Origin of the sequence: Brevundimonas sp., assembly GCF_036399195.1 — a bacterium.
In the GTDB taxonomy this organism is placed as follows: domain Bacteria; phylum Pseudomonadota; class Alphaproteobacteria; order Caulobacterales; family Caulobacteraceae; genus Brevundimonas.
The window spans coordinates 1-12,243 of sequence record NZ_DASWNO010000189.1 but is presented as its reverse complement, the minus strand read 5'-3'; the positions used below and the strand labels follow the sequence as shown (position 1 = coordinate 12,243).

At 71.2% G+C, this 12,243-nt stretch carries 12 protein-coding genes; 9 read left to right on the top strand and 3 right to left on the bottom strand.

What is annotated here, in order from left to right; genetic code table 11:
• The 6 genes from VGB60_RS08795 to VGB60_RS08770 all read left to right on the top strand — a co-directional run.
• Positions 1–1,041 (top strand): TonB-dependent receptor (locus VGB60_RS08795; protein ID WP_331037891.1); only part of this gene is annotated, 1,041 nt, incomplete at its 5' end.
• 56 nt (positions 1,042–1,097) lie between these two features.
• On the top strand, positions 1,098–1,748 hold the full coding sequence (locus VGB60_RS08790) for a PepSY-associated TM helix domain-containing protein (protein WP_331037890.1): 651 nt from the start codon (positions 1,098–1,100) through the stop codon (positions 1,746–1,748).
• Positions 1,749–1,757: 9 nt separating this feature from the next.
• A complete protein-coding gene (locus tag VGB60_RS08785; protein ID WP_331037889.1) occupies positions 1,758–2,261 on the top strand; it encodes a DUF2271 domain-containing protein in 504 nt (167 codons plus the stop codon).
• An 18-nt stretch (positions 2,262–2,279) separates the two neighbouring features.
• Positions 2,280–3,089, top strand: a complete 810-nt coding sequence (locus VGB60_RS08780; RefSeq protein ID WP_331037888.1) for a DUF4198 domain-containing protein — start codon at positions 2,280–2,282, stop codon at positions 3,087–3,089.
• 119 nt (positions 3,090–3,208) lie between these two features.
• A complete protein-coding gene (locus VGB60_RS08775; protein ID WP_331037887.1) occupies positions 3,209–4,147 on the top strand; it encodes an FAD:protein FMN transferase in 939 nt (312 codons plus the stop codon).
• Positions 4,144–5,523 (top strand): sulfite reductase subunit alpha, encoded by a 1,380-nt coding sequence (locus VGB60_RS08770; RefSeq protein ID WP_331037886.1) that lies wholly within the window; start codon positions 4,144–4,146, stop codon positions 5,521–5,523. Before VGB60_RS08775 ends, VGB60_RS08770 begins: the two co-directional genes overlap by 4 nt.
• Before the next feature lie 3 nt (positions 5,524–5,526).
• Here VGB60_RS08770 and VGB60_RS08765 read toward each other — a convergent pair whose 3' ends face one another.
• The 3 genes from VGB60_RS08765 to VGB60_RS08755 form a co-directional block, all read right to left on the bottom strand.
• Positions 5,527–6,204, bottom strand: a complete 678-nt coding sequence (locus VGB60_RS08765) for a Fe2+-dependent dioxygenase (RefSeq protein WP_331037885.1) — start codon at positions 6,202–6,204, stop codon at positions 5,527–5,529.
• Between the two features lie 7 nt (positions 6,205–6,211).
• On the bottom strand, positions 6,212–8,467 hold the full coding sequence (locus VGB60_RS08760) for a TonB-dependent siderophore receptor (protein WP_331037884.1): 2,256 nt from the start codon (positions 8,465–8,467) through the stop codon (positions 6,212–6,214).
• Positions 8,468–8,571: 104 nt separating this feature from the next.
• Entirely contained in the window at positions 8,572–9,792 is a 1,221-nt protein-coding gene (locus tag VGB60_RS08755; protein WP_331037883.1) for an NAD(P)/FAD-dependent oxidoreductase, read from the bottom strand.
• Positions 9,793–10,031: 239 nt separating this feature from the next.
• On the opposite strand from VGB60_RS08755, the gene VGB60_RS08750 reads away from it, so the two are divergent.
• The 3 genes from VGB60_RS08750 to hisD all read left to right on the top strand — a co-directional run.
• Entirely contained in the window at positions 10,032–10,343 is a 312-nt protein-coding gene (locus VGB60_RS08750) for a YerC/YecD family TrpR-related protein (protein WP_331037882.1), read from the top strand.
• Positions 10,344–10,352: 9 nt separating this feature from the next.
• Positions 10,353–11,234 carry an ATP phosphoribosyltransferase gene (gene hisG / locus VGB60_RS08745; protein WP_331037881.1) on the top strand — a complete coding sequence of 294 codons (882 nt, stop codon included), beginning with the start codon at positions 10,353–10,355 and terminating at the stop codon, positions 11,232–11,234.
• Positions 11,234–12,243 (top strand): histidinol dehydrogenase (hisD, locus tag VGB60_RS08740; protein WP_331037880.1); only part of this gene is annotated, 1,010 nt, incomplete at its 3' end. The genes hisG and hisD, both read left to right, overlap by 1 nt.

The window sequence follows — 12,243 nt, the reverse complement described above, 5'->3', positions numbered from 1 at the left end:
CGCGTCAGCGAAGGCGAGACGCGGGAATTCTTCCGCTTCATGAACGGCGGCTTCACGCGCGAGCGGCGCGCCGGGGGTGAGACCTCCGTGGCCGGCGTCTACACAGACGGGTCCTGGCTGTCCGGGCCGTGGCTCGTCGCGGGCGGCCTGCGTCTCGACCAGTGGCGCAACGAAGGCGGCTTCCGGCGCGAAATCGATGTCGCGACGGGCGCGCCGACGCTGAATGAGACCGACCCGGACCGGAGCGGCGAGGTGTTCAGCGCCCGGCTCGCCGCGCGCCGTGAGATCGGCGGCGGACAGGCGCTGCGGCTGGCGGGCTACACCGGCTTTCGGCCCGCGACCCGGAACGAACTGCACCGACCGTTCCGCGTCGGCAACGACCTGACCGAAGCGAACGCCGCCCTGCGCCCTGAGCGGCTGAGCGGCGTCGAGGCCGGCTGGGCGCTGGCGTCGGAGCGGACCTCGCTGACCGCCACCGTCTTCTGGAACCGGATCGAGGACGCGGTGGTCAACGTCACCATCGGCGCCGGACCCGGGACCTTTCCAAGGGCGGGCTTCGTCCCCGCCGGCGGGGTGCTGCGCCGGCGCGACAACGCCGGCACCATCGAGGCCGTCGGCGTCGAGATCGACGGGCGGTTCGAAGTTTCCGAGAGCCTCTCCCTCCGCGCCGCCCTGTCGGCCACCGACGCCCGCGTGGACGGCGGCGACACCGCCCCGCAGCTGACCGGCCTGCGCCCGGCCCAGGCGCCGATCTGGAGCGCGGCGGGCGGCGCCGAGTGGCGACCGATTGAGCGGCTGAGCCTCTTCGCGGGCGTTCGCTGGGAGAGCCGCCGCTTCGACGACGACCTGAACAGCCGGGTGCTGGACGCCGCGGCCACGGTCGACGCACGCGTCGAATGGGCCGTCACGCCGTCGCTGGCGCTCTGGGCGTCAGCCGACAATCTGTTGGACGCTGAGGTCGAGGTCTCGGAGACCGGCGTCGGGGTCGCGGGATTCGGGCCGCCCCGCTCGGTGTCGCTGGGACTGCGACTCACGCGCTGACCGCGATCCGCCGCGCCGGACTTGCAAATGGTTCTCAACATCGGCACAAGCCGGACGTGACCGACGCCGCCGTCCCCGCCAAGCCGAAAGCCGCGCTGAACGCCAACCGGTCGTTCTGGCTCAAGCAACTGCACCAGTGGCACTGGATCTCGGCGGCCCTCAGCCTGATCGGCCTGCTGCTGTTCGCGATCACCGGCGTCACCCTGAACCACGCGGCCCAGATCCCGGCCGAGCCGGTGACGGTGGAGCGGACCGCGGAGCTGCCTGCGCCGCTGCTGGCGCGCCTCGCCGACTTCCCCGAGGAGACCACCGATCCGGTTCCCGCCGCCGTCGCCCGCTGGGCCGCCTCGGCCTTCGGCGTCAAGGTGGAGGGCCGGCCGACCGAGACCACCGCCGAGGAAATCTACATCTCCCTGCCCGAGCCCGGCGGAGACGGCTGGCTGACCATCGACCGCTCCACGGGCGAGGCGCTGCGCGAGCGCACCACCCGCGGCTGGGTCTCCTGGCTGAACGACCTGCACAAGGGCCGCAACACGGGCCCGGTCTGGTACTGGTTCATCGACATCTTCGCCGCCGCCTGCATCGTCTTCGCCTTGACGGGCTTCGGCTTGACCTGGCTGCACGCCCGCCAGCGCCCCTCGACCTGGCCTCTGGTCGGACTAGGCCTGCTGATCCCCGCCCTCATCGCCCTCCTGTTCATTCACTGACGAGTCGCCATGCGTAACCTCAGTATCGCCCTGTCCGCCGCCGCCCTTGGAGCCGCCGCCCCCGCCGCGGCCGCCGACCTCAGCGTGTCTGTCGAGATCCCGCGCCTGTCGGTCGCCGCCTATCACCGGCCGTATGTGGCGGTGTGGATCGAGCGTCCCGACAACACCGCCGTTCGCACCCTCGCCGTCTGGTACGAGGTCTCGAACGTCGCCGAGGGCAAGGACTGGCTCAAGGACATGCGGACGTGGTGGCGGCGCGGCGGGCGGTCGCTGGCCATGCCCATGGACGGCGTCTCCAGCGCCACCAAGGCGCCCGGCCGCCACACCGTCGCCGTCCCCGGCGCGCGCCTGTCGAACCTGCCCGCCGGCGACTACGTCATGGTCGTCGAGGCGGCCCGTGAACTGGGCGGGCGCGAAGCCGTCCGCGTCCCGTTCCGCTGGGGCGCGGCGAACGCCGCCTCCGCCTCCGGCTCAACCGAACTCGGCGCCGTGCGCGTCACCGTCACCCGCTAGGTACGAAGGATCGTTCCGATGAAGAAGCTCACCTCCCTCGCCGGCGTCGTCGCCGCGGTCGCCGCCCTGGCCCTTCCGCTGTCGGCGCAGGCCCACCGCGCTTGGCTGGCGCCGACCTCAACCGTGCTGTCGGGCACGGAGGCCTGGGTCGGATTCGACGCCGGCATGTCGAACGGCGTCTTCATCGCCGACCACGCGGCGATGAACCTCGCCGGCCTCACCATCGTCGCCCCGGACGGTTCGACCGCCGCGCCGCAGAACGCCATGACGGGCAAGTACCGCTCGACCTTCGACCTGCACCTGACGCAGGCCGGCACCTACCGCATCGCGAATGTCTCCGGCGGCGTGGTCGTGTCCTACAAGCAGGGTGGCGAGACCAAGCGCTGGCGCGGCGCCGAGGCCGCCATGGCCGCCGCCATTCCGGCCGACGCCACCGACGTCGTGGCCACCCGGTCCAACAGCCGCACCGAGACCTTCGTCACCCTCGGCGAGCCTTCGACGACGGCGCTGACGCCGACAGGTCAGGGTCTCGAGCTGGTCCCGGTCACCCATCCGAACGACCTCGCCGCCGGCGAGGCCGCGACCTTCAAACTGGTGCGCGACGGCCAGCCGGCCGCCGATCTGGACGTGACCATCGCGCGCGGCGGCACCCGCTATCGTGACAATCCCGAAGAGATGACGGTCCGCACCGGCGCCGACGGATCCTTCACCGTGACCTGGCCCGAGCCGGGCATGTACTGGATGAACGCCTCGGTGCGCACGCCCGCCTCGGGCGAGCAGCTGGCCTACACGGCTCAGTACAACGGCGTCTTGGAAGTCCTGCCCTGACCGAGGGGCCGTCAGCGGGGCCCGATGGGGCGCGGGAAAACCGCGTCCTGATCCCGACGCACGGCCGCACCCCTGACCTGCCGACCTCAAGCCTGGTCTGGGACTTCGCCGGCGAGACGATGGGGACCACCTGGGCCGTCCGGCTGGTCCCGCCTCCGGGACTGGACCGCGCCGCCCTGCAGGCGGCGGTCGAGGACGAACTGGCTCGGATCGTCGCTCTGTTCAGTCACTGGGACCCGCGGTCCGAGCTGTCGCGTTTCAACGCGGCGCCCGCGGGATTCTGGCAGGTGTCGGAGCCGTTTTGGGCCTTCCTGGACGCGGCCATGAACCTGGCCGACGACACCGACGGGGCGGTCGATCCGACGCTGGGCGCGCTGGTGGACCTGTGGGGTTTCGGCCCGCCCGGGCCCCGACCGCTGGACCCGCTCGGGCTCGGCCACACGGCGCCGCTCGAGGACGAGGTCGAGGCCGCCCTGGCGGTCAGCGGCTGGGGCCGGTTGCGCCTCAACCGGCAGGCGCGGGCGGTGCAGCAGCCGGGCGGGCTGAAGCTGGACTTCTCCGGCATCGCCAAGGGGCATGCGGTTGATCGGGTGTCCGAGCGCCTGACGGCGCTGGGCGCGCGGCATCATCTGGTCGAGATCGGCGGCGAGCTGCGCGGCGCCGGGGTCAAGCCGGGCGGGCATCCCTGGTGGGTCGACCTGCAGCGGGCGCCGGGGGCGCCGGGCCCGCGCACCGCGGCCGCCCTGTTCGACATGGCGGTCGCGACCTCCGGCGACTGGGTGCGCCGCTTCGACGCCCATGGGCAGAGCTACAGCCACACCATCGAGGGGCGCACTGGCCGACCGATCGCCAACGGCATCGCTTCCGTCACCGTGCTGGCCGACACCTGCCTCTACGCCGACGCCATGGCCACCGCCCTGACAGTCATGGGGCCGGCCGAGGGCCCGGCCTATGCCGAGGCGCTGGGCATAGCCGCCGCCTTCGTCATGCGTGGCGAGGGCGGCCTGCACGAGACGGTCTCCCCCGCCTTCGCCGCCATGGCCGCAGAAGGCGCGTGACCGCCGATCCGATCCGCTGGCTATGGGCCGCCGCGGCCGTGGCGCTCTGGCTGGGGCTGATCGCGGCCGTGGCGTTCGGGCGTGCCCGCGCCCGCCGCGCGGCCGCGGCGCGGGCGGCGGCGCTGACCTCTCCCGCGTCCAGCGCGGAGCGGCCGTTCCTCGTCCTGCACGCCAGCCAGACCGGTCAGGCCGAAGAGCTGGCGTGGATGACGGCGTGCAGCCTTTCCGACGGTGGCGCGCCGGTCCGCGTGCTGTCGCTCGGGGACGTCGATCCCGATCAGATCGCCGCCGCGCGCGCCCTGCTGATCCTCGCCTCTACCACCGGCGAGGGCGATCCGCCCGACAGCGCCTCCCGGTTCGTTCGCCAGGTGATGTCCGGTACGCAGGACCTGACGGGGGTGGAGTACGGGCTGCTCGCCCTCGGCGACAGCAGCTACCGCGACTTCTGCGGCTTCGGCCGCGCCTTGGACGGCTGGCTGCTGCGCTCCGGCGCGCGCGCCCTGTTTGACCGGGTAGAGGTTGACGACGGCGACGCCGGGGCCCTGCGGCACTGGCAGCACCAGCTCGCCCAGCTGACCGGCTCGGCGGCTCCGGCCGACTGGAGCCGGCCGGCCTTCGACCACTGGCGGCTGGCGCGGCGCGTTCACCTGAACCCGGGAAGCCCAGGCGGCGAAGCCCATCTGCTGACCTTCGAGCCGGTCGATCATGCGCCAGTCTGGGTCGCCGGCGACATCGCCGAGATCGGCCTGCCCCCGGGGCCGACCAGCGTCTCGCCCGGCAGCCGGGAATACTCCGTGGCGTCGCTTCCGGAAGACGGCGTGGTGGAGTTCATCATCCGCCGCATGACCGGGCCGGATGGCGCCCCGGGCCTGGCGTCGGGCTGGCTGACCCGCGACCTGACGCCCGGCGAAGTCGTGGACATGCGCATCCGCACCAACCGCAGCTTCCATGGCCCCGCGCGGCACACGCCGCTGATCCTGATCGGCAACGGCACGGGCCTGGCCGGCCTGCGGGCGCATTGGCGGAGCCGGTCGGGGCGGGCGCACGGCGGAACCTGGCTGATGTTCGGCGAGCGCACCCGCGCCTGCGACGCCTTCCTCGAGGAGGAACTGCTGGCGGCCGTGGCCGACGGAACCCTGACCCGCCTCGACAGGGCGTTCTCTCGTGACGCCGGGGACCGGCGCTACGTCCAGGCCCTGATCGAACAGCAGGCCCCCGAGCTGAAGGCCTGGGTCGACCGGGGCGCCGCGATCTATGTCTGCGGCAGTCTTGAGGGGATGTCGCGGGGCGTTCAGACCGCGCTGGAGACGGTGCTCGGCTCCGAGCGGCTGATCGAGCTGACCGAAGCCGGCCGCTACCGGCGGGACGTGTACTGAGGCCTAAACCTCCGCCCAGCGGCGCAGCAGGTTGTGATAGACAGCCGTCAGCTCGAGCACCGCCGCATCTTGCGGCCCGCGGTCGGCGCTGACCCTCTGGATGGCGACGTCGAGCCGGAACAGGCTTTCGCGGTCGGCGTCGTCGCGCACGAGGCTCTGGACCCAGAAGAAGCTCGACACCCGGGCGCCGGAGGTCACCGGCGTGACCCGGTGCAGGCTCTTGGACGGGTACAGGACCATGTCCCCCGCCGGAAGCTTCACGCGCTGCTCGCCGTACATCTCCTCGACGATCAGCTCGCCGCCCTCGTACTCGTCGGGCTCCGACAGGAACAGCGTCGCCGACAGGTCGCTGCGGATGCGGACCTCGCCGCGCTGGCGGATGGCGTTGTCGACGTGCAGGCCGAACTGGTCGCCGCCCTCGTAGCGGTTGAACAGCGGCGGGAACACCGTGTGCGGCAGGGCGGCCGAGACGAACATGGGGTTGGCGGCGAGCGCCTGACGCACCAGCGCCCCGACCTCGCGCGCCTCAACCGAGTCCTCCGGCAGCTGCCGGTTGACCTTGGCTCCGGCGGACTGGTGCCCAGAAGTGGCGTTGCCGTCCGCCCACGGCCCGCGGTCGAGACGCTGCCGCAAGGTCGCGACTTCGTCCTTGGTGAACACGCCGGGGATGTGCAGCAGCATGGCCCGATCAGTACCTCAGATTCAGCGTCAGGATAGCCTGCCGGGCCGGACCGACATCGGCGTGGTGCACGCCGTTGGTGCGGATGATGTACTCTTCGTCGGTCGCGTTCTGGACGTTCAGCTGCAGGGTGGCGCGCTCGGTGACGACCCACGAGGCGAACAGGTCCACCCGCGTGTAGGCCGGGGCGTAGATGCGGTTGGCCCCGCCGCCGGCGCCGCCCTGGTTACCGCCGAAGCTGTCGGACACATAATAGACCCCGCCGCCGAGGCTGACCGACGGAATGACGCGGTAGGTGGTGAACAGGCTGAAGGCGTGCTCGGGCGTGTTGGCCAGCGGGTCGCCGACGTTGACGTTGTTGAAGGCGCCGGAGACCAGTTCGCTGTCCATCCAGGTGTAGCCGCCGAACACCTGCCACTGGCGGGTGACGTTGCCCGAGACGCCCAGCTCGATCCCGCGCACCTCGGCGGCTCCGGCCTGTTCGAAGACGCCCGGCGCCGTCTGGATCTGGGCGTTTTCGCGGCGCAGCAGGAAGGCCGCGCCCGACAGGGCCAGACGGTCGTCGAACAGATTGACCTTGGCCCCGACCTCGAAGCTTTCGGTCTCCTCAGGTTCGAGCAGGGTGGTCAGAAGATTGCCTGTGCCGGTGCCGACGCCGGTGTTCTGGTCACCGGCCGAGATGGTCGGCGGCGTCGCCGAGGTGGCCCACGAAGCATAGAGGCTCGACGCCTCGGTCGGCTTGTAGACCAGTCCCAACTGGTAGTTGACGAACGACCATTGGCCGTCTGACGGCGTGTAGATCGGCGCGGCGACCGTGCCCGTGGCCGTCGTGCCCTCGACCGAATAGTCGTCGTACCGGACCCCGAGGTTGATGACGAAGCGCTCGCCGATCGAGATCGAATCGATCGCGTAGAGTCCGACCGTGTCGGTGGTGCTGTCGCTGATCAGACCGCGGACGATTGAGCCGCTCCACGGGTCGTCCGGGTTCGGCGCGTACAGCGGCGTGCAATCGAAACCGGTCAACGGCGCCGGGCATGCCGAGCCGCTCGTCGTCGTCACCGCGTAGGACGCGTTGCTGTTGTCCTCGCGCGACAACTCGATCCCCGTGTTGAAGCTGTGCCGCAGCCCGCCGGTCGAGAGTTCGCCGGTCAGGTCGGTGACGTTGGCGATCGTCTGCGTTGGGTTCCAGCGCGACTTGAGGCCCCGCTTCATCCAGTACGTCCCGCCGATCAGGGCCACCCCGCCGTTGGTGATGTTGCCTCCGTCGCCCGGGTTGGTGACGACATAGTCGTTCAGCGTCTCGGACCAGCGGGTCACATTCCGCAGCGACAGCGTGTCGCTGAAGGCGTGACGGGCGTCGAAGGTGACCGTGTCGACGACGTTGGTCAGGTAGTCCCGCGCCTTCAGCCCGTAGAAGCTGTCGTAGGGCACGTCGAGGACGCCGCTGTCGGTGGTGCGGACATTGGTCTTGGTGAACAGCGGGATGCCGTAGTCCGGCATCTGGTCCGAGGTCAGGTGGTAGTAGCTGAAGGTGGCCGACGACCGTGTGCCGAGGCCGGCGGCCAGCGACAGTCCAAGCCCCCATTTGTCGTAGTCGACCGTCTCACGGCCCGGGGCGTCGCCCTGGGCGCCCATCAGGTTGATTCGCAGCGCCGCCGTCTCGCCGAGGCTGATGTTCTGATCCACGGCGCCGCGCACATAGCCGTCGGTCCCGAGACCGAGGCCCAAGCGGGTGAAGTCTGTCAGGCGCGGGGCCTTGGAGCCGAGGTTGATGCTGCCGCCGCCCGAGCCCCTGCCCGAATAGATGGCGTCCGGCCCCTTGATGACCTCGACCTGTTCCAGGTTGAACACCTCGCGCTGCTGGCCGCCGGTGTCGCGGATCCCGTCGACGAAGACGTTGTTGCCCGAGGCCTGGCCCCGGATGAACGGCCGGTCGGCCAGCGGCTGGCCGCCCTCGCCCGCGCCGAAGGTGATGCCCGGCGAGGTGCGCAGGACGTCCTGCAGCGAGGTGGCGGCGGTCTGCTCGATGATCTGTTGCGGGATAATGGTGATCGAGCGGGGCGTGTCGACGAGCGGGGCCGTGAACTCCGGCGACAGCGGCTCGCGACGCGCCGGCTGGCCGTTGACGGTGACGGTTTCGAGCGTGGTGGCGTCCTGCGGATCGGGCTCGGCGCCCGGTTCGGCCGAGACCGGCGCGGCGATCAGCATGCCCGCCGCGCTGGAGGCGAACAGGAGGGCGCGAAGGGCCTCGGCGCGGGAAGTCATGGCGGCGGTCCAGAGTTGCTACTGCGAGCCGTTCGCATAAACAGCCAGGCCAAGCGGCGCAATGGCAATTGCGATTCAGTCGCACTCTCGATGTGGCCCGCCGATCAGCCCACCGCGACGGCCTTCATCGAGACCGATGGATCGGCGAGTTTCTCAGGGTCCACAGGGGTTCCGCGCCCGATCATCATCCGCCCCGCCATGAACTCCGGCCCCGCGTTGACGGCCTCGACGCACAGGACGCGATCGCCCTGCAGGTGGAAGACCGCGAAGGACGGGCTGTCGCCGGCCGGGTCCGGGTCGCCGCGCACGACCTGCCGGTCGGCGCCGTCGGGCAGGCCCGCGATCTGAAGCTTCACATCGTACTGGTCGGACCAGAACCACGGGACCTCGGCGGCGGGCGGGGCGCGTCCGGTGATGGCGGCGGCGGCCTGTTTGGCCTGCTCCAGCGCGTTGGGGACGCTCTCCAGCCGGTGGCGACGGCCGGCGTGCGTCGGAACCGGGCGGAAGGTGGCGTCGCCGATGGCCCAGATGGCCGGATCGGATGTCCGCGCCGTCTCGTCCACCACGACGCCGTTCTCGCACGTCAGGCCGGCGCCGAGCGCCAGCTGATCGCAGGCGAGAGCGCCGACCCCGACCAGCACGGCGTCGGCCTCGACCAGCCGCCCGTCCGCCAGCCGCGCGCCGTCGTCCTCGACCGCCGTCACCTCGGCTGATGTGAGGATTTCGACGCCGTGCCGACGGTGGTAGCCGGTGAAGAAGTCAGACAGGGTATGGGACGCGACGCGCGCCAGAACCCGGTCCATCCGCTCCACGACCACGGCGTCCGAGCCCAGTGCGCGCGCTGAGGCCGCGGCCTCCAGGCCGACATAGCCGCCACCGATGATCGCCAGCCGGCGCCCCGGTCCCAAAGCCGCCTTCAGCCGTTCCGCGTCGACCAGCGTCCGCAGCTCCAGCAACTCGGGCCGCTCGGCCCCGGGGATAGTGAGTTTCCGGGCGGTCGACCCCGTCGCCAGGATCAGCGCGTCGTAACTCTCCACTGCGCCGTCGGCGAAGATGACCGTCCTTGCGGCCGCGTTGATCGCCGTCGCACTGGCGCCGAGACGCAGCTCTATTCCGTGTTCCGCATAGAAGCTCTCGGGACGCAGCAGCAGGCCCTCGAGGTCCGTCTCCCCTTTGAGCCACGCCTTCGACAGAGGCGGCCGCTGATAAGGGGGTGCGGGCTCCTCGCCGGCCAGCACGATCTCGCCCTCGTGGCCGTATTGGCGCAGCAGCGCGGCGACCGTGCCGCCCGCATGTCCGGCGCCGATGATCAGAACCTTGGTCATGGGGTGGAGATAGAGGGGGCGGGTGAGTCAGGGAATAGGCGGCAGGCAGCAGGCAGCAGGCAGCAGGCAATAGGCAGTAGGCAGTAGGCAGTAGGCAGTAGCGGACGCCCACCGGCCGACGGGCCCGGTCCAGCGCCGACCCGGGGGTTTGTGTAATCATCACGTCCAGCTTCCCTGCTCCCTACTGCCTACTGCCTACCCTCTTGACCGTGCCACTGTTACATCATAGTGGAACGATCATGTCCGACACCCTGCCCCGCAACGCCGCCGCCACGGCGCGCAGCCGCGTCGCCCTCTACGACGCCCTGCTGTCGCTGAAGACGCGCGACGAGGTCGACGCCTTCCTGGCCGACCTGTGCACCCCGTCCGAGATCCGCGCCTTCGCCGAGCGGTGGGAGGTCGCGCGCCTGCTGGACGCCGGCGGCAAGTCCTATCGCGAGATCGCCGCCGAGGCGCAGGCCAGTCCGACCACCGTCGTGCGGGTCGCCCGCTTCCTCAAGGAAATGCCGCACCAGGGCTATCGCCTGGTGCTGGACCGCATTCAGGGTTGAGTTGACATCATGAGCACTGTTCAGGGGCGGCTGCGTATCGCCGTCCAGAAATCCGGCCGCCTGTCCGATCGCAGCCTCGACCTCGTCCGCGATGCGGGCCTGCGGGTGGTGAAGGGGAACAACGACCTGTTGTACCGGGTCGAGAACTATCCGATCGACCTGCTGCGGGTGCGCGACGACGACATCCCGACCTTCGTCGCGGACGGCGTCTGCGATCTCGGCATCGTCGGGGAGAACGTGCTGGAGGAGGTCCGCAACGGCGGCCCGACCGCCGAGGTGCTGATGCCACTCGGCTTCGGCCGCTGCACCCTGAAGATCGCCGTGCCGCCGACGCTCGCCTACGACGGCCCCGCCTGTCTCGCGGGCCTGCGGATCGCCACCTCCTATCCGAAGATCCTCCGGCGCTTTCTCGACGCGCAGGGCGTGGCCGCCGACATCGTCACCATGCGTGGCGCGGTCGAGGTGGCGCCGCGGCTGAAGCTGGCCTCGGCCATCTGCGACCTGGTCTCCACGGGCGCGACGCTGGAGGCGAACGGCCTGGCGGCCAAGGAGACGGTGCTGGAGAGCCAGGCGGTGCTGATCCGCTCGCCGGTCGCGCCCGAGGCCTCGCTGCAGCCGCTGCTGGACAGCATCGTCGAACGGATGGCGGGCGTGGTGTCCTCGCAGGGCGCGAAATACGTCATGCTCAACGCGCCCCGCTCGGCGCTGGCCGAGATCACGGCGATCCTGCCCGGCGCCGGGTCCCCGACAGTGATCCCGCTGTCCGGCCGCGACGACGCCGTGGCGGTGCACGCGGTCTGTCAGGAGGCGGTGTTCTGGGAGACGCTGGAGCGGCTGAAGGCGGCCGGGGCCTCGGCCATTCTGGTCCTCCCTATCGAGAAGATGATGTGATGCGGCGCTTCGACTGGGCAGGCCTTGATACAGCGGGTCGCGCGGAAGCCCTCGCCCGGCCCCGGCAGCGGACCGAGGCGCGGGTCGTCGACACGGTGCGCGAGATCCTCGACGACGTGCGCGCACGCGGCGGACAGGCGGTCACCGACTGGAGCGTGAAGCTGGACGGCGCCCCGCCGCGCCGCATCGCCATCACGCCCGACGCGGTGGCCGCCGCCCGCGACCGACTGGCTCCGGCCGATACCCGCGCGATCCGCATCGCCGCCGAGAACGTCCGCATCTTCCACCAGGCCACCAAGCCGGAGGACACCGACTGGGTCGAGATCACGCCGGGCGTGCGCTCCCGGCTGGTCTGGCGACCGCTGCGCTCGGCCGGCCTCTATGTGCCCGGAGGCTCTGCGCCCCTGTTCTCGTCCCTGCTCATGATGGCCATCCCCGCAGCGGTCGCGGGCGTGGCGCGCCGGGTCGCGGTGACCCCGCCCTCGAAGAGCGGCGAGCCGCACCCGGCCATGATCTACGCCGCCGCCGAGGCCGGGCTGGACGACCTGTGGCTGATCGGCGGGGCGCAGGCCGTCGCCGCCCTGACCTTCGGCGCAGAGCTGGAAGACGGCGTGTTCCAGCCTTGCGACAAGCTGTTCGGACCCGGCAACGCCTGGGTGGCGGAGGCCAAGAAGCAGGCGGCGGCGATGTCGGGAGGCCCGGCCGTCGACATGCCCGCGGGGCCGTCCGAACTGCTGGTCATCGCCGACCGCCGCGCCGATCCGGTCTTGGCAGCCGCCGACCTGCTCAGCCAGGCCGAACACGACGCGGACGCGCAGGTGGTGCTGGTCTGCGACAGCGCCAGGATGATCGACGCCACCCTGGCCGAGGTCGAGGCGCAGCTGCCGTCGCTGCCCCGGGCGGACATCGCCCGCGCCTCGCTGGCCGAGGGCCGCGCCATCCTGGTCCCGGACCTCGACACCGCCTGCGAAGTCGCCAACGCCTATGGTCCGGAGCATCTGGCGCTGCA